The 17667-nt window shown below is 66.5% G+C and carries 11 protein-coding genes; 4 read left to right on the forward strand and 7 right to left on the reverse strand.

Annotated features, from left to right (window positions below; all coding sequences use genetic code 11):
- Positions 1-5: 5 nt before the first annotated feature.
- Positions 6-3491 (reverse strand): serine/threonine-protein kinase, encoded by a 3486-nt coding sequence (locus A5791_RS23000; protein WP_067241849.1) that lies wholly within the window; start codon positions 3489-3491, stop codon positions 6-8.
- A 166-nt stretch (positions 3492-3657) separates the two neighbouring features.
- Here A5791_RS23000 and A5791_RS23005 point away from each other — a divergent pair, with 166 nt between their 5' ends.
- Complete coding sequence (locus A5791_RS23005) at positions 3658-5148, forward strand: bifunctional phosphatase PAP2/diacylglycerol kinase family protein (protein WP_067241893.1); 1491 nt, start codon at positions 3658-3660, stop codon at positions 5146-5148.
- 151 nt (positions 5149-5299) lie between these two features.
- On the opposite strand, the gene A5791_RS23010 is transcribed toward A5791_RS23005, so the two are convergent.
- Positions 5300-6130, reverse strand: coding sequence for an AraC family transcriptional regulator (locus A5791_RS23010; RefSeq protein WP_067241851.1), 831 nt, complete (start codon positions 6128-6130; stop codon positions 5300-5302).
- A gap of 27 nt (positions 6131-6157) precedes the next feature.
- Between A5791_RS23010 and A5791_RS23015 the strand changes: the two genes are divergently transcribed.
- The 3 genes from A5791_RS23015 to A5791_RS23025 all read left to right on the forward strand — a co-directional run bounded on the left by A5791_RS23015 (position 6158) and on the right by A5791_RS23025 (position 8980).
- A complete protein-coding gene (locus tag A5791_RS23015) occupies positions 6158-6853 on the forward strand; it encodes a class I SAM-dependent methyltransferase (RefSeq protein ID WP_067241853.1) in 696 nt (231 codons plus the stop codon).
- A 68-nt stretch (positions 6854-6921) separates the two neighbouring features.
- Positions 6922-7986: a hypothetical protein gene (locus A5791_RS23020; protein ID WP_067241855.1), complete on the forward strand. Its 1065-nt coding sequence runs from the start codon at positions 6922-6924 to the stop codon at positions 7984-7986.
- Positions 7987-8212: 226 nt separating this feature from the next.
- Positions 8213-8980: a sensor domain-containing protein gene (locus tag A5791_RS23025; RefSeq protein ID WP_067241857.1), complete on the forward strand. Its 768-nt coding sequence runs from the start codon at positions 8213-8215 to the stop codon at positions 8978-8980.
- A 9-nt stretch (positions 8981-8989) separates the two neighbouring features.
- Here the strand turns inward: A5791_RS23025 and A5791_RS23030 are convergent, their stop codons facing one another.
- From A5791_RS23030 to A5791_RS23055, 5 genes are all read right to left on the reverse strand, one after another.
- On the reverse strand, positions 8990-10759 hold the full coding sequence (locus tag A5791_RS23030; protein WP_067241859.1) for an alpha/beta hydrolase domain-containing protein: 1770 nt from the start codon (positions 10757-10759) through the stop codon (positions 8990-8992).
- Between the two features lie 165 nt (positions 10760-10924).
- Entirely contained in the window at positions 10925-14170 is a 3246-nt protein-coding gene (locus A5791_RS23035; RefSeq protein WP_231995987.1) for an MMPL family transporter, read from the reverse strand.
- A gap of 52 nt (positions 14171-14222) precedes the next feature.
- Positions 14223-15212: a TauD/TfdA family dioxygenase gene (locus tag A5791_RS23040; RefSeq protein ID WP_067241863.1), complete on the reverse strand. Its 990-nt coding sequence runs from the start codon at positions 15210-15212 to the stop codon at positions 14223-14225.
- A 183-nt stretch (positions 15213-15395) separates the two neighbouring features.
- A complete protein-coding gene (locus A5791_RS23045; RefSeq protein ID WP_082967090.1) occupies positions 15396-16409 on the reverse strand; it encodes an AbrB family transcriptional regulator in 1014 nt (337 codons plus the stop codon).
- Positions 16410-16991: 582 nt separating this feature from the next.
- Entirely contained in the window at positions 16992-17600 is a 609-nt protein-coding gene (locus tag A5791_RS23055) for a hypothetical protein (RefSeq protein ID WP_067241895.1), read from the reverse strand.
- Positions 17601-17667 lie beyond the last annotated feature (67 nt).

Consider the following 17667-nt stretch of genomic DNA (forward strand, 5'->3'; position numbering starts at 1 on the left):
GGCAGTTAGGTTTCCACCCTGGCGCGCGCGATCTCGGCTCGGGCGCGTTTGGCCCACAGCGGAGTTCGCATTTCCTCGAAGGCGCGCAAGGCTTCAGCCAATGTTGCCCTGGCCGTTTCGCGGTTGCCGCGCCGATGCTGCAGCTGTCCCAGCAGTAGCTGAGTTCGGGCCCGTTCGAACGGCATCGGCAGCGACTCGTGAGCGGTCATCGCCTGGTGCGCCATTCGCTCGGCCGCGTCGAGGTCGCCCTGGGCGGCCAGTAACATGCCGCGGCCCCGGGCACCGACCGCCTGCAGCCAGGGTCGGTCGAGCCGGGCACCGTTTTGCTCCAACAGCTCGATCAACGGCACCGCTTCGTCGAGGCGGCCCAGCCCGATCATCGCCTCGATTGCGTCGGGGAGATGCCAGGTCATCATCAGCTCCACGCCGTGCGCCGGGTTGAAACCGGCCAGCAGCGGTTCCAGCATCGTCAGCGCAGCCTGATAATTCTCGAGTGAGACTTCCAGGAAACCCAATGTCTGAGTTGGCCATTCGGCCATCCGCGCCGACTCGCAGCGGTGGGCGCCCGCGATGACGGCACCCGCGTCGGCACGCGCCTCGCCAACCTGGCCGACGTAGGCGTTAACCAACGCCCGAATTGTCAAGGGGATGATCAGGATATCTTCACCGCCGAGTTGCTCGGCGTATTCCACTGCATCCGTGACGTTTTGGATGGCATCGGTGAAGGCGCCGCGCCAAATATCGATCAGCGCAAGGAATCCGGCCACGGCCATCATGTCACGTTCGGCGCCGCGCTCCAGGCAGTGCTGCCGAAGAGCCTGCACGTGGACGCGCCCTTCTTCCAAGCGTCCCGTCCAGGCCAGGATCATGGCGTTGACGAGGCTGGCACGAAAGTAAATCGGTGCATCGACGTCGCGGTCTTCGAGCTCCAGCGCGCGCCGTAGCGCGGCCGGATCCAACCCGGATCCGTGCGAGAAACTCACGAACGCCCAATACGCCAGCGCCTGGCTGGTCAGCGCCGGCACTCCGAGTCGGTCGGCGATAGTCACCGCCTCGCGCGCATGATGGAGCGCCTCGTCGAACTCGCCGGTGTTGACTTCTGCCATCGACAGCATCAGGTCGGTGCGTGCGAGCATCGCCGGATTGTCTTTGGCGTCATCGAGCGCGCGCTTGAGAAGGCTTGCGGCATCGGCAAACCTGTTGTCGTAGATGCGAATGCCGGCAAGAAGGTTGAAGGCCAGCGCCCGTAGCGCTCCCGGCCGCAGCTGGTCCATAACGGACTCGAGCGTGGCACGGGCTTGTTCGGTGTTGCCGGCCTCGAAATGCAGGCCCGCCGAATGTATCCGGCGCGATGGTTTGTCGCCGCCGAGTCCTATTGCCAGATCGAGCAATTCGGCTGCCGCTGCGGGTGCTCCGCGGGCCCGGGCCGCGGCCGCGGCCTCGTCGAGCGTTTGCAGGATCTCGGGGTCGGCGCTCACCGTGGACAGCGCGAGATGTCTGGCCTTCAGCTCGGGCAGCACCACGACCTCGGCGAGCGCGCGATGCATGCGCCGGCGCCTGGCCGGTGTGGCGGCGGTGTACACGCCGCGGGCCAGCAGCGGGTGCGAAAACCGAACCCGGTTGCCGTCGAACGCCACGATGCCGTTGCCTTCGGCTTCCTCGAGCAGCTCCACGGTCTGCTCGACGCTGGACCGGGTGACCTGTGCGAGCAGCTCCACTGTCGGATCGGCGACGCACGCGACCGCCAGCAACACGTCCAGCACGTCGCCTTCGAGGCGACCGATGCGCCGACTTACCAAGTCCGTCAGCGTGCCGGGCAACGCCAGTTCGCCGCTGGGTGAAGTATCGCCGATGGTGCGGGCCAGTTCGATTGCGTAGAAGGGGTTTCCGCCGGAGATCTCGGCAATCCGCACCAAATTCCGTCGTGGCAGGGTGCGGCCGAGCTTGTTACCGATCAGCGTGCGCAGACCGTCCAAACCCATGGGGCGCACCTGAATTCGCTCGATAGCGTCGGCCCGGCCCAGGTCCAGCCAGGGTGCTACGGCATCGTTGTCCGACGCGACGCGCTCGGCTACCAGCACGCCGACCGGGCCTTTCAGTCTGCGGGCCGCAAAGGCCAGCGCCTCTTTGCTGGAGGTATCGAGCCATTGCGCATCGTCGACGGCCACCAGTACCGGTCCGTCGATCGCCACTTTCTCGAGCACCGACAGGAATGCCGCGGCGACCACACGCTGATCGGTGGGGGGCCCAGTACCGTTGGCGCGCAGCAATACTCGATCCAACGCCAGGCGTTGCAGGGCCGGCAGGCCGGTGAAGACGTCAAGTTCGATGTCGGCGATCAGGTCGGCCAGCGACGCGTAGGCCAGCACCGACTCGGTTGCCCCGACCCGCGCCGAGAGCACCCGAAACCCCCGTTCGGCAGCCTCATCCAGCGCCGCCTGCCACAACGTCGTCTTGCCGATGCCCGCCTCGCCGGCGATGACCAACCCCGAGACCCGAGCGCTTGCCGAGGCCAAGAAGTGGGTGACCGCGTGCAACTCGACCGCGCGACTCACCACCCCGGCAGCCGCGAGCTCGATCGCCTCCGAGGGACGTTGCTCGGTTGCCGGGGCGTCGACGTCCTGCCGTTCGCGTCCCGGTGGAGGCCAGTTGATCGTTGCCGCCGGCTGTACCGAGGAAGGGGGCGTGCCGACGGCGTCGCGGGCCGCGCGTGCCAAATCCGTGACGGTCGCGTATCGCTCGTCGGGATCTTTGGCCATGCCTTTGGCGATGACGCCATCGAAGGCCCTGGGTACCGAGCCGATGGTCGACGGCCGCGGCGGTGGACTCGCGAGGTGGCCGGCGAGTTGCTGGTCGACGCTGTCACCGGGAAATGGGCAGCTGCCGGTCAGGCACTCGTGCAGCACGCACGCCAACGAATAGACATCCGAGCGGGTGTCGACCCGGCCATTGGTGAACCGCTCCGGCGCCATGTACTGCACCGTCCCGATCAGGCCGCCGCTGGTCGTCGCGCCCGCCTGGCCGGTGACGCGAGCGATCCCGAAATCGATCAGGTAGGCGAAGTCGTCGTCGGTGACCAGGATGTTCGACGGCTTGACGTCGCGGTGCACCAGGCCGGCGTCGTGGACGGCCTGCAACGCCTTGGCGGTTTGTTCGACGATCAGTACGGCGCGCATCGGGTCCAGCGGGCCGGCCGAAACAAGTGCGTTCAGGTCGCGGCCGTTGATCAGTCGCATGTCGACGAAGAGCCGGCCCTCGATCTCCCCGTACGTGTGGATCGGCAGCACGTGCGGCTCGCTCAGCCTGGCGGCCGCGTGCGCCTCGCGCCGGAAGCGCCTTTTGAACGCGGCGTCCGCCGCAAAGTGTGACGGAAGTAGTTTCAATGCCACGACGCGATCGGTGGCGGTGTCGTACGCGCGCCACACTTCTCCCATGCCGCCGCGGGCGACCATTTCGATCAGCCGGTACTGCCCGAACGGAGTCCCTTTCACAGCGTCTCTTCCAGGTCCTTCCCAGCTAGACCGGCGATCACTACCTTGGCTGAACGATAGACCTCGGTCACCAGCGGCCGCAGCCACTCGCGACGGCTTGCGTCGTCGAGGTTCGTCCGGGTTCGCCGGGACGGAACGCCTTCGCGTGCCGGTTAGGGTGGAGCCGATGAACAGGCCCTGGCGTTCACGCGGCATCGAACAGATCACCCGCGGCCTGGGCTCGCTTGACCGCGAACTGTTCATGGCGATCGCCGACAGCCCAACGCCGTTGCTGGACACCGTGATGCCCCAGCTGACCCGGGCTGCGGACCACTCCAAACTGTGGTTCGCCATTGCCGCGGGTCTGGTGGCCACCAGGCGACCTTCCGCGCGGCGCGGCGCGGTCCGGGGGGTCGCGACGCTGGGAGCCGCCAGCCTCTTCACCAACCAGGTCGCCAAGCGGATCCGTCAGCGGCCCCGTCCCGCCAACGATTCGGTGCCACTGATCAGGCGAGTCCGTCGCCGCCCGACCTCCAACTCGCTGCCGTCCGGGCACTCGGCCAGCGCCACCGCGTTCGCCGTCGGGGTGGGCCTGGAGAATCCGCCGGTGGGTTTCGGACTGGCGTTGCTGGCGGGGCTCGTCGGATTGTCGCGGGTGGCAACCGGCGCGCACTATCCCGGCGATGTGATCGCCGGATTCGGCATCGGGGCCGGCATCGCGGTCCTCGGCGGGCGCCTGGTGCCGCCGCTCACCGCGGCCACCGCGCCGGAGACAGAACCGCTCCGGGTCGAGACACCGGAGCGGCCCGACGGCGACGGGGTAGTCCTGGTCGTCAACCCGGCGTCGGGCAGCGGCACCGGGGCTCGCGTCGCCGAGGAGGTGCGCGCCGAGCTGCCGAAGACAGAGGTCGTGGACATCGGTCCGCACGACGATCCGGAGCAGGTGTTGCGAAGTGCCGCCGCACGCGCCGAGGTGCTAGCGGTGGGAGGTGGCGACGGGACGGTGTCGACCGCCGCCGCGGTGGCCAGCGAGGCGGGGCTGCCGCTGGCTGTTTTTCCCGCCGGGACGTTCAACCACTTCGCGAAGGACATCGGCTGCGACACCGTGGCCCAAACCGTGGCGGCGATCCGGCGCGGCAGCGTGGCCCGCGTCGACCTGGTGTGCCTGAACGAAAGCCGGATGGTGGTCAACAACGCCAGCATCGGCGCGTATCCCAAGTTCGTGCAGCGACGCGAAAAACTGGAGAAACGCATCGGCAAGCCACTGGCGAGCGTCTATGCGATGCTGCAAACCCTGCGCAACGACCAACCCGTGCGGATCCGCTACGACAACAAGACCATTGAGACATCGCTGTTCTTCTTGGGCAACTCGGTATACCTGCCGACCGGATTCGCCCCGTCCCGTCGTACCCGCATGGATGACGGCCTGATCGATGTGCGCATCTTGGAAACCGGCCGCCGCTTCGCCAGGACCAGGATCCTGACCGCGTTGATCTGCGGACGTCTGCCCAGGAGCCCGCTCTACCACGAGATGCAGGTGCCGCAGTTCAGCTTCAGCGCCGTCGACGGTCCCACGGTCATCGCTCATGACGGCGAAGTCGGCGAGAGGTACGACGAGGTGAGCTTCAGTGCGCAGTACCGGGCGCTGCCCGTCTTTCGGCCGCTCCCGGAGCGCTAGCCGGCGATTCGCTTGTGCACCTACGGCTTTGGGCGTGAAACCTGGACGTTGGCGGTGAAGCCAGGGCGGAGATTCGCGCCGATTAGCCGCCCAGGATGCACGCCCAAAGCCGTGGTTTCACACTCGGTGACGCAGGCGGCGAGCAGCTGAGCTACGACGGCTCGCCACCGGGGCGACGGTAGGCCGACGGCGGCCGCCCCCACGCGCTGCGGAATGCGCGGGTAAACGAACTGGCACTGTCGAAGCCGACCCGGGTCGCGACCTGAACAACGCTCAACTGAGGATCGGCGAGCAGCGCCGCGGCCTGCATGAGACGTGCTTGCTGGGTGTAGGCACGCCAGGTCATCTTCAACTCGCGCTCACACAGCCGTCGCAGCGAACGGGCGGACATGCCGGCAGCCGCGGCGGCATCATCAATATTGATGTCGGCCAAGGCATTACGTGTGTGCTTGAGAGCGGCGGCAAGTTGCGGGTGGTGGGTCGTGGGCAGGCTGAACGGACTCTGCGACTCCAGCAGTTCGGCCAGCAGCTCGGCGAAGCACTGGAAGTACGCATCGGCTGTCGAGTCTGACGACTGACGGTCGATGGGCCAGCGGCAGGCGTAGATGATCATCTGCCGGATCAGCGGGGTTACCGCCACGATTCCGGCACCCTGACGGGCCGGTTGCAGAAGGATCGGATGCAGAAAAATCGACACCGAGCGCACTTCGGTGTCGATCGTGCTGATGTGGCCAAGCCCGGCGGGAATCCACGCCGCCTGTCGTTCGGACAAGATGTAGGCGCCCGCGTCCGTCTCGACTTCGAGCACACCTTGGACGACGTACTCCAGCTGGTGCAGATCGTGGGCGTGCCGTGCGGTGGTGACCGGCTCTCCTTCGTAGACGAACGCGCCCGCGGTGGGACGGCCTCCCTGGCGCATGTCGACCATCACCGTCTTGTCCGCTGAGGACAAGGTTGTGGCCGTTTGTGCAGAGACAGTCATCGCTCATCGATGGTACGACTGGGAGTCATGTCAACCCAGTCCTTCACACCGGCCGCGGGTAACCCCAAGTGGACCAGGTACTACGACACCACCGTGGCGCTGCTGACGCGCGAACAGCGCTGGCGCTCGGCGACTGTTCGGCAGCTTCGGCCGGAGCCCGGTGATGTGATCGTCGATGTCGGCTGTGGGACAGCGTCTTTGGCGATCCTGATGAAGAGGTGTCAACCGGGCGCGCGCATCATCGGCGTGGACCCCGACCCCCAGGTGCTCGCCATTGCGCGTGCGAAGGTGCGTAAAGCCGGCCTAGACGTCGAAGCCATCGAAGCCATCGAAGCCATCGAATTCGTCCAGGGCATGGGCGACAAGGCCGCCGAGCTCGTCGGCCCGGGAACCGCGACCAAGACGGTCTCCAGCCTGGTGCTGCACCAGTGTCCGGTGCCGATGAAGCTGGCGATCATCACCAACATGTTCAACTTGTTGCGGCCCGGCGGTGAACTGGTGATCACCGACTTCGGTTTGCAACGCAGCGCCCTGATGCGGCTGGGGTTCCGGATCGTCCAGCGGGTCGACGGAAAGGCGGATACCCAGCCAAATGCGGACGGGATATTGCCAGAACTGATCAAGCGAGCCGGTTTTGTGGACGTCACCGAAGCATCGGTGATTCCCACCGTCTCGGGATCCCTGTCGATCTACCACGCCAGGCGGCCGTCGCAGTGCCAGTGAATTATGAGGTTGTTATGTGTCGCGCAGCGTTGCTGTGAGCCACCCGCGCACCCCGATAGCCTCGCGACATGTTCGCGGTGCAGCCCGCAAAGGTGCTGGCCATCGTCGTCGCGGCCGTCGTCTCCGCGAACGGCTGCAGCAACTCGACGCGCCCACCGGCGTCGAGTCCGAGTGCCGCATCGAACCCGAGCGGCGCGACCCGTTCGCTGTTCACCACCGCCGTGCCGTGGAACGCCGACATCTCCGGCGCCGCCAAGGCCGAGCGATCCGATGCGATCATTCACGCGCTGCGCGCGATGGGCGGATGGGGCACCGGTGGCTTGCACGTCGATTTCTCGATGCCGGTCTTTTTCGCGGACAGTAATGCCCCTCGGGTTCAGGTCGTCGGCACTGACGACTATTGCTACGGCGGCCGGGACTGCGACACTGTACCCGCGCGCATGCCGCTGCCGGCCAACGCCTACTTCGAAGGCTCGTCCGATCTCACCTGCGACACCAGCGGTGCCACCGAAGGCCAGGAAGACTGCCATCTGCTCGTCGTCGATCGCGACCAGCACAAGCTCTACGAGATCTATCACGGTAACAAGTCGGGCGAAAACCTCACGGCGCAAGGGTTTTTCGTGTGGGACCTGGCCAGGCAATACCCCGACACCTTGCGCGGAGACCAGTGCACCAGCGCGGACGCGGCCGGGTTCCCGATCGCCGCGCTGACACCGACCGCGGACGAAGTCGCCTCCGGGACAGTCGATCACGCCATTCGCTTCATCCTGCCGAACAATCGGATGAAGGCGGGCGCCTATGTGCGTCCGGCCACCCACGCGGGCGGTCCGGACAGCGCCGACGCGAATGCGCCGCCATACGGCGTGCGATTTCGGCTGCGACCCGATTTCGACGAGTCGGGCTATTCCAAGCCTGAACGGGTGGTCATCGCGGCTCTCAAGAAGTACGGGATGCTGCTGTCCGACGGTGGGCAGGTTCCACTCACATTCGCCGACGACCGGACGAGCACCAAGAAGTGGGCCGAATTGGGTATCAGCTCCCAGTCGTTCAACCGCATCACGGTCGACCAGTTCGAGGTGGTTCAGCTCGATGCTGAGGTCAAACTCACCTATGACTGCGTCCGCAACCCTTGACCGGTAGGGCAAAGCCGTTGACGCCGAAGCCGAGGCCGACGAATAGGCCGATCCGCGGATAATCAACCGGCTCAACGCGATCGACGCCGACGGCGTGTTCGGGTGACCAGTTGCGCCTGAGGGGAGCGCCTGACGTTCGGGGCGCTTTCGTCAGAAGGCATCAGAAAAGTTGTACGCAACGGCGCACTCTGGCTTAGGCTCCATCCCATCAGGAAGGGCACTCACCATGCGCCAGCTAACAGCCGCGGTCGCCGTTGCCGCGATAGGGATCTTGGTCGCGGGCTGCGGGGGTGGCGACAAGGGCGGATCCGCTTCGTCATCGCCTGCCGGCACAAAGACCACTGCTCCGAGCCCGTCGAAGCCTCCTCTCGCCCAGGCCGCGTTGGCGGGTCTCTTGCTCAATCCAGCCGAGATCGACGCCGCACTGGGTGCTACCGGAGCAAAGCCCACGGAGACCACCGACGCGTTGACAGAAGACAAAACGGCCAGCACCTTTTCTCCGGGGTACAAGTTTCCGCCCGAATGCCTCTACGCCAGCGCCGCGGGCGTGGCCCCGGTCTATGCCGGCAGCGGAAACACCGCGGTTCATCGGGAACGTGACGTGGTGTCCCTTCCCCCGGAATCGAACGATCCTGACCCCCAGGTGAACCAGGTCGTGGTGTTGTTCCCTTCCCCCAAAGAGGCGAAGGCGTTTTTCGAGAACTCCACCAAGGCCTGGCCGGCCTGCGCCAACCGCCAGGACACCGCTCCCGCCGATGCCAACAACCCCGAGATCCATTGGGCGGTGGGACCCGTTTCCTCGGCCAACGGCATGTTGAACACGACCGTTTCCGTGACGGTGAACTCGAATGGCACCAGCACGTCCGCGAGTTGTCAACGGGCCCTGACCGTCCGCAACAACGTCGCGATTGATATCGAGGCGTGCCGCAAGGAACCCGGGGATGTGGCCGTCAACATCGCCAATCAGATCGCCGGCAAAGTGGACAAGCAGTAGTGCCCAGGATCAGTAATCGGCGACCGCCTTCTTCACGACGGCGTCGGCGTCTTCGGTAAGCAAAAACCGCTCAGCGACAAGCGATTCGGCGACTGCGCGAACTGCAGCCGCGTAGTCGTCGCGGGTCGGATACCTTTCGGTCACCGACGGCCGCCCTGGCGGGTAAGCCAACTTGCTGCCGATCCGCTCGTAGAGCACGTCGGGCAGCTCGTCGGCATGCCGCCTGGGATTCCAGCCGGTGTAGGTGGCGAGTGGGGCGGCGACCGCAGGCAGCCGTATGCCGGCAATCTCATTACCGTCCGCGTCGACCGCAGAAACCACGTCGACGTACGTTTCGCCCAGACGCACGGGCCAACGACCAATGCCGCGATCGGCGTCCGGTCCAAGATCGACAGAGCGCGCGTATCTGAGCGAGGCGGGATCCGGCGCTGCGGCGTGGAAGAAACCGGACAGCACTTCCTTGCGGGAGACGGCAGTGCCGTCGCTGGTCCGCGGGACCTGGCTGGGCGGGGGCTCGACGCCGTCGGTGACCCAGTTTTCCAGCGCGACCAGCAGCGCCCGGTTCACCGGCGTGACGTCCAGGCGGTGCACTGGATTGGCGGCCGGCAACGCCGCCTTGATCTGACTGCTTCCGAAGTGGTCACTGCCCGCGATCAGATACGTCCGGACGTCGGGATCCTCCGGCAGGTCCTGGCCGGTGTAGGGGTCCACGTGCAGCAGTGCACCGTCACCGTGCCAGTACTCGGACGCGCTGTTGGTGAAGATCAGCTTCGGCACACAGCCGAGCTCGCGCTGGCGGGCCAGCAGGTCGGCGTGCCCGAAAGGAGTGAGGTTGCCGAAGCCGTTGGATTGCGCGACGGACGGCTGTGCGTAGCGGTGGTTGAACTCCCCGGTGAAGGCGCCGGCGAAGTCGCTGAAGACGCCGTCGAAAACCGGCATGCCGGATTCGTCGATGTTCAGCCCTTCGGATACGAATTGGCGCAGCAGCCGACCCGATTGCGAGACGCCGTAGGCGAAGGTGTGGTCGATGCCGTCGGCTCTCAGATGCGCGACGATGTCGCGGATCGCCAGCAATCCGCAACCGGCGACGGGCGCCAGCGCTGTCCGATACACCAACTCGTACCAATGGAAGGGTTTGAATCCACCGTCAACCGTCAAGTGTGTCTCGTCGGTGAACCGCCAGGCCTGTCGCGGGACCGTCGTGGGCTCGGCGTCCGGTGACGTCCGGACGGTCAGAACGGCTTCGGGGTCGTCGACGTCGACCGTCGGGTAGTCGGTGAAGGTGAACAGCTCCCGGGCTCCGGGCACCGCGTCGAGTTCGGGTGCCGAAAAGCTCAGTGCGTGCACGTCACTCGCCGTGTCGGAGCGCCATTCCAGCCGCATGAAGCCAGGCGGGACGTCTGCTTGCGGAGCGGTCAGGCCCAGGATCGCCGGCCCGCGCTGCACGTCCCACTGCCACCCGCAGGACGCGATCGTCCACCCACGGTCGAGCAGGAATCCGTTCTTGAGCCAAGGCGCGTAGGTGGGCACACCGCGGTTGGGGACGACGAACAGCAGCTTGCCAGAGTCGTTGCCACCGTCGACAGGGCGAAGCAGGCGGAGGTCGGCGTCATAGCGAACCAGCCCGTCGTCGTCGCGAGGCGCGTGGTCCAGGTCGACAATGCGCTTGTTGCAGGGGCTGTCGGGGTCGACCGCGAAGTGGACGGTCGCCTCCACCCACTCGTAGCGGGTGTCGGTGTGCGGGTACACCTTATGGGTGTGAACTGACTCGACGGTCATGTCAGCTCCTTGGCGGTGGGGTCGTATCGGCAGCGCCGCCGTGGTCCCGTCAAGGATCTCGCAGACGTCTTAAAAAATTCTTGGAAACCTTTGTGGTGGTGGACTCAGACGTCGTGCGGCCGTGTCGATTCCGCAGTGTGTTGTGCGAACCGATTGCGCGCGAAGTTATTTGGCGAAGGCGGCCGGGTGGGCATGACCCGCGTGCGGCGCTCGTGAAATGTCGTGCGGCACACGGACGCGCGGGCCGCGGTGGGGCAATCTGTCGGTGCTCACGTGTAAGCGGAGTATCCGGCCGCCGATCTGGACATACGCGCCGGGGCGCCAGGTCGCGGGCTCCCAGGGGGTGAGCCTGGTCCAGCCCCGCTGTGCAGGCTCGCGCATGAAGACCCCATTGGTGGAGTTGCGGTCGATGACGACGACCTCGCTGCCGCCGACCCGGACTTCGATGTGCGCGCGGGACATTTCACCGGCGTGGTCGTCGATGCGGACCGGGCGAAGACCGCGTCGCACCGCATCCGTCCCGTGTGGGGCCCGGCCGATGACGCAGTCCCGGTCGATGTCGAACCGAGAGTTGTCGTCCAGGAAGACCCATCGCTTCGGGCGTGACGACTCGACCATCGGTGCGGCGCAGACGCGCTCGCTGACAGCCGCCACCGGCGCGGCCGGCGTCGACCAGATGACGGCACCCTGCCCGGGCACGGTTCCTCCGCTGAGCCGGTAGACGCCGTGGCCATCAGCCGAGGCCCGCGGCCGCTGGCCCAATTCGTCGACGGTGATGACCGCGGCAACCGCCGGTACCGGTACCGACCGGTGCATCAGGCGGCCGTGGCCGTGCAGCAGGGTCTGCCCGGTCCCGTTGTCGAGCGCAACTGTGACACTGCCGCAAAGCAATACTTCGAGGCCCGCCGGCGTGGGCACGATGATGCCGGCGTCGACCAGGGTGCGCGTCCACGTCGTTTCGCGGGAGAGCCGGGAGAATGCGTCGACCAATCTCTGCGGGTCGGTTCGGCGGACCATTTCGGCCAGCGCCGCCAACTGTTGCGCAGCGACGGACCGCTGCGAGAGCGGCGCCCGATCACGGTGGGCCACAACGATAACGGCGCCGTTGACATTGGCCACCAGGTGCTGACCCGGGATGACCTCGATTTCGCTCGGCGGAATGGCCGGCAGGGGCGCGGCGGGTTCTGCGGCCGCCTGCTCCGCGGGCGCAACCGGCATGTCGTCAGGCGCCGGAGAAACCGCGGCAACGACTTCTGCCTCGGCATCCGCATCGGACGGCGCTTCGCTGATGCCGATGCGGGAGTGCAACCACCGCAGCGGTCGCGGTGCCCACCAGTTGAGGTCGCCGGCGACACGCAGAAACGCCGGTACGACGACGCCGCGAATGATCGTCGCATCGATGACGACGGCCAGCGCGGTGCCGATGCCGAACATCTTCATGAAGGACAGCCCGTTGGCAAACGACAGCAACGTGATCGTCAACAGCAGCGCGGCGCTCGTCACGATCCGGCCCACCCGGCCCAGGCCAATGACCGTCGACGCGTCGTTCGACAACCCCGAGTCGCGGGCTTCCTTGATCCGGCTGAGCAGGAAGATCTCGTAGTCGACGGACAAGCTGAACGCGATGGCACAGAGCAAGACGACCATGGACGGGTTCAGCGGTGTGGGATCGATTCCCAGCAGCGAGGCGCCGTGCCCTTCTTGGAAGATCCAGACCATGACGCCCAGGACCGCGCTCAGGACCAGCAAGTTCAGCAGGAGCGCTTTGATGGGTACCACGACGCTGCCGGTGAACAGGAACAGCAGGATGAACGTCGCCACGGCGATCAGGGCGATCGCCAGCGGAAGCTGGTCGGTGATCGCGGCGCGGCTGTCGATGAGCGTGGCGGTCGGACCGCCCACCTCGACCCGGTGATCGGTGATCTTCCCGCGGATGTCGTGCACAAGGTGCTGAGCCAGGTCCGAATCCGCCCGCACCGACAGGTAGACGACCGCGTAGCTGGCCCCGGACGTCGCGTTCGCCGGGGGCGGCCCGACCTGCTGTCCGTGCTCGAACTTGCCGGTGGGGCCGTTGACTTGGACGACGCCGTCCATGCGCGAGACGTCGGCGGCGAGGTCCCTGAGCACGCCGGCGTCTGCGCGGGTCACCAACGTGATCGCCTGCGACGGGTCCAGCTGAAAGTCTTTCTGCAGTGATTCGGCCACCAGACGCGCATTGGACTCCGTGGGCAGCGCGCGCTCGTCCGGCGTGGCGTATTGGGCGTTGAGGAAGGGAATCCCGAGGCCCAACAACACTGCGACGACTGGCAGCGCGTAGAGCATCGGGCGGCGGGTCACCACCTCGGCGAAACGTCGCCAAAACAGCGAATCGGCCGAAAGCGGCACCTTCCGGCGGATGATCGCGAGCGAGTCGACACGCTTCCCGAGCAGTGTCAGCAGCGCGGGCAGGACGATGATCGCGCTGAACGCCGACAGCAGGACGGTGGCGGTTGCCGCAATGCCGACGGATCGCAAGAAATAAGTGGGGAACACCAGGAGGCTGGTCATGGCCAGGGTGACCGTTGCCGCGCTGAACAGGATCGTCCGGCCGGCGGTGGTGACGGTGGCGACGATGGCCTGGTGGTGGTCTTTCCCGTTGGCGCATTCCTCGCGGAATCGCGACACCATCAGCAAGCCGAAGTCGATGGACAGGCCAAGTCCGAATGCGGTCGCAACCGTCAGGGCGTGCACCGAGACATCGGTGATCGTTGTCATGAGCAGTAGCACCGTCAGGGTGGAGACGATCGAGACGACTCCGACGATCACGGGAAGAGCCGCGGCGATCAGGCCGCCGAAGACGATGACCAGCACCGCCAGCGAGACGGGCACCGCGATGCTCTCGCTGATTTCGAGGTCGTGTTTGACCTTGTCCCGGATCTCTTGCTGCACGCCAAGCGAACCGCCGGCGCGCACGGTGACGTTCGGGTCGACGGGCAGGCTCGCGATGATCCGCTTGGCCGTCTCCGCGGCCTGGTCCGTCGTCCCGCCGACGTGCACGAGCATCAGGCCGGAGCGCCCGTCCTTGCTGCGCAAGTCGGCGGCCCCCTGGTCGCCGAAGGATCTGGTCAGCTGCGCGTTCGACTCGGCACTGATGAGTTGGCGCACCCGATCGCGTATCGCGGCGACCTCCGGGGTGTCGACCGTGCCGTCGCGAGGAAGCAATTGGATGACCAGATTCGAGGTGGTGCCGAAATGCTGGTCCAGAAACTCGTCGGCTTGCGACGATTCCGCGGCCGGATCGGTGTTTCCGCCCGTGCCCAGCTTGTCGGAGACCGAGCCACCGAGCACGATGCTGATGCCGAACAACATCAGGACGGCCGCCAGCACCACTTTGGGGCGCCGCACGGTGTATGCGGCCAGCTGGCTCAACACGTCAGTTGCCTTTCCCAGAGTGCTCGGTGGTCGGTATCTCAGGAGCGCCAGGTCAGTTCTGTGGCTCGCCCGCGAGCCACAGTCGTACCAGGCAGCGCCGGTCCGCCACCTCGGGCGCGTCGACGAAACTGCGCCGGTTGTGCAGTGTCACGTGGTTGTCGGCGAAGAAGACGTCGCCGGGACCGAGCGTGAATTCCGCGTGGTTGGCGGGGTCGTTGAGGATGCCGTCGAAGGCGTCGAGCGCCTCGCGCCGGCGCTGGCTGAGCGGCCGGCCCGCGAGATGGTGGCCCAGTTCGATGAGTAGGCGGTTGTAGCGGATGCGGATGCCGTCGGGGGCGTCGGTGAAGATCGGGCTGACCGAGACCGGGTTCTCGCCCGGCGCGGTCTCCTTCGAGCGGTCGAAGCAGAATTCCCCGTAGAGTTCGTCGACCAGGTCCGGCCGCGTGTCGAGCAGCGTGTTGTAGGCGGTGTGGCCGCTGATAACCAGGGATTCGCCGCCCGACACCGCCTTGCGCAGGCACAGCAGTCCGAGCACGTCCGGGCGGCTGCCGGCATAGGCGGGAGCCGAGTCGGTGTGGAAGATCATGCCCAGGTTCGTCTTGGACCCACGTGCCTCCAGCAGCGATGCGCCGGTGTCCTGGACCAGGTAGACGCGGTCGCCCTGCCGGTTCTGTGGCTGCGGTCCGCCGAGGTAGGTGCCCAGGCCCCAGTAGAGCATCGACGCCTCTTCGTCCGACCATCCCTCGAGGGGCAGTCCGCGCAGCACGCTGAAGCCAGGCCCGGAGCGCAGGCAGTGGTGGATGCCGCGGGCGATTTCCGCGAGCGCGGGCTCACGGAAGTCCGACGGCTCGACGGTGGTGAGTCGCCTGCCGCGACGGCGCAGCCGGTCCCGGATCCGTAGGCAGGCTGCAGCCTGTTGCGGTTCGACGGCGATCATGTAGTCCCACACGCGCAGGCTGGAGTGCTTCCACACCGTCGGTCCGGTGATGGCCGGCGCTCGGTTGCTCGGCTGCTGGGTCTTATTGGCTGACGTGGCGAGCATCCCCCTCGTCCCCTTTCTTCTGGCTGGGTGCGTTTCAGGGAGTGTGACGATTGCGCCTCAATAAATTCTTGGAATCGCGCGCCAGCCTGGCCAGGCGTCTGGCGTTGTCGTCGAACGTGTCCTGACTGCGAAAATCGAGCCGGATTCTCGCAGTGATTACACGCTCGGCGATGGGGCCCAGCGTCAGGCTGCGACAGGGATTCGCTCGACGGTTGCCGGACTCTGCGGCGTGAACCTCAGGAAAAACCGTGCCACAAACGGTGCGGCGAAAAGCATCATCAGAATCCGGATGACTTGGGCCGCCATGACAAACGTGACGTTGGAGCCCGACGCCGCTGCCGTCCCGAGCACCGCGTAGACCCCGCCGGGGCTGGTCGCGAGGTATCCGTCGAGCATGCTCAGGCCGGCCAGGTGGGCGAGCACGACACCAAGACCGGCTGCGGCGAAGTTCAGCACCATGATCAACGCGAATGCCCCGGGCAGGATCCGGCGGATGGACCGAAGCGACTCGCGGTTGAAGGCAAGCACCGTCTGCCAGACGATCAGCATGATGGCGGCCTGGACCAGCAGCATCGGAACCGCGAGACCCGTTACCAGCCCGGAGAGTTCCAGGACGATGGTGATTGCCATCGGACCCAGCAAGCCGGCTCCCGGCAGCCGGACAACGCGGCCGCCCGCGGCGCCCGCGACTACGATGACCGCGATCAGCGGTAGGCCGAAATACAAAGGGAGATAGTGTGTTTCATCTGAATGCGCGGTATGCGCCGCGGAGGCGTGGTAGAAAACCGTCACGACGACGGGCATGGCGGCAGTGATCAGTGCAACGCGGAAGTATTGGACCGCGGCGACGACGCGGTCGTCGGCGCCGAGTTCGCGGGCGATGGCGACCAGTCCGGACGAGCCGCCCGCCACGAGCGCGAGACCGCCCGTCAGCGGACTGATGTCACGGTGCAACCCGAGCAGCGCGCCGCCCGCGACGCTGATGACCAGGGTGCCGGCGGCGACGGCGACGACGATCGTCCAGTGCGAGCCCAGCGCGCCGAACGAGATGCTGCGCACCATCAGCCCGGTGTACACGCCGAGCACGCCTTGGGCCGCCAGGCCTGCTCCTGGTACCGCTCTCGGCGCACGCCGCGACAGCGCCCACGCAAAAACTCCGCAGCCAAAGGCGACGATGACGAGGTCGATCGGGTTCATCATGTGGTCCGTGTTCGTGCGCCCGGGGGCGCTCGGTTAAGTACGGACCGAGTGTTCAATGAGTGCCTTGACGGATTCTTGATACGCAGGTGGTATGCCCGAGCATGGCGTCGGTACGGTTGCCGTCACCGTGAATCGGATAGCGCGGAGGCAAGTTTGGGATCGACATTCGACTATGTGCCCGTCCAGCTGACCAAGGCATTTCGTGATGCGCAATCCGACCCAAACTCATCTCGCTTTATCCGGATGAGCGGGCTGCCTACGATGGCGACGAAAACCTGCACCGCACAATGCGTTACGTCTACTACATGGGCGAGACATTCCGGCGTGCGTTTGAAGGGACCTGGGTAGCACTGCCTCCAACTGACCCGGCAGGATACGAAGCTCCTGCGGCCGGCTATCGATCTGCCGTTCCGTGAGGGCTTTGTCCAACCGATGCTTTTGGTCCGGTTCGCGTTGAATCGACGCAGCGGCGTTGAAATCACGCGCGTTTACGGTCATATGGAGCGGGCGTACGACGAGTGGTTAGCCGCCGGGCGGCCAGAACGCGAATTTCGCGGCACCCTCAGAGAAGGCTAGGCATCAGCGGGTAGGGCCGGGCTGAGTGGGTTGGCCGGATACCGGGCCGCCAGCCGGCGGCGGACCGGTCGGCGCATCCTTGACCCCGGACATCTGAGTGATCGGAGCGGCCGGCACAGCCTCCAGCGGAGCGCCGGCGGCCGCCGGACCGCCAAGCGCGATCAGGGGAGCACCGGCGGGAATCACCGGCGCGACTGGCACCGGAGCACCCGCGGGCACCGGCGGCACGATCGGCAGCGGAGCGCCGAGAGGCCCGGGTACAGCCACCGGAACACCCGCCGGTACCGGCGCGATGCCCGACATGTCAGTGAGAGCAGCCCCGCAGACGTTCGATACTGGTCCGCCGGCGGCTACCGGTCCGGCGGCTATCGGCCCCCCAGCGGCTCCCGGTCCGCCGGCTGCGGGTCCGCCGCCCGCCGCAGGCCCGCCCACGGCCGCCGGCCCGCCGGCGGCTGCTGGTCCTGCCGGGACCTCGCCCGACTGCTGGTGCGTACAGGCGGGGCCGCCCCTGATGAGCGGTGCGGCTACGGCCTGTGGGCTCAACGCAATAGCGGCTCCGCACAACCCAGCGCAGGTGACTGTTTTGATGTTGAACCAATCGACGATCGCCATCTGCGTCGCCTCCTTATTCGCGCTCAGATCTTCCGTAAGTGGTGCAGCAGAACCCATAGCCGTACCG

The organism is Mycobacterium sp. 852002-51163_SCH5372311 (assembly GCF_001667115.1).
GTDB lineage: Bacteria > Actinomycetota > Actinomycetes > Mycobacteriales > Mycobacteriaceae > Mycobacterium.

Excerpts from the sequence above, each read along its gene's own strand:
- A5791_RS23025 (WP_067241857.1), top strand. The coding sequence starts at position 8,213 with ATGCGCCAGCTAACAGCCGCGGTCGCCGTTGCCGCGATAGGGATCTTG.
- A5791_RS23015 (WP_067241853.1), top strand. The coding sequence starts at position 6,158 with ATGTCAACCCAGTCCTTCACACCGGCCGCGGGTAACCCCAAGTGGACC.
- A5791_RS23030 (WP_067241859.1), bottom strand. The coding sequence starts at position 10,759 with ATGACCGTCGAGTCAGTTCACACCCATAAGGTGTACCCGCACACCGAC.
- A5791_RS23055 (WP_067241895.1), bottom strand. The coding sequence starts at position 17,600 with ATGGCGATCGTCGATTGGTTCAACATCAAAACAGTCACCTGCGCTGGG.
- A5791_RS23005 (WP_067241893.1), top strand. The coding sequence starts at position 3,658 with ATGAACAGGCCCTGGCGTTCACGCGGCATCGAACAGATCACCCGCGGC.
- A5791_RS23045 (WP_082967090.1), bottom strand. The coding sequence starts at position 16,409 with ATGAACCCGATCGACCTCGTCATCGTCGCCTTTGGCTGCGGAGTTTTT.
- A5791_RS23010 (WP_067241851.1), bottom strand. The coding sequence starts at position 6,130 with ATGACTGTCTCTGCACAAACGGCCACAACCTTGTCCTCAGCGGACAAG.
- A5791_RS23040 (WP_067241863.1), bottom strand. The coding sequence starts at position 15,212 with ATGCTCGCCACGTCAGCCAATAAGACCCAGCAGCCGAGCAACCGAGCG.
- A5791_RS23020 (WP_067241855.1), top strand. The coding sequence starts at position 6,922 with ATGTTCGCGGTGCAGCCCGCAAAGGTGCTGGCCATCGTCGTCGCGGCC.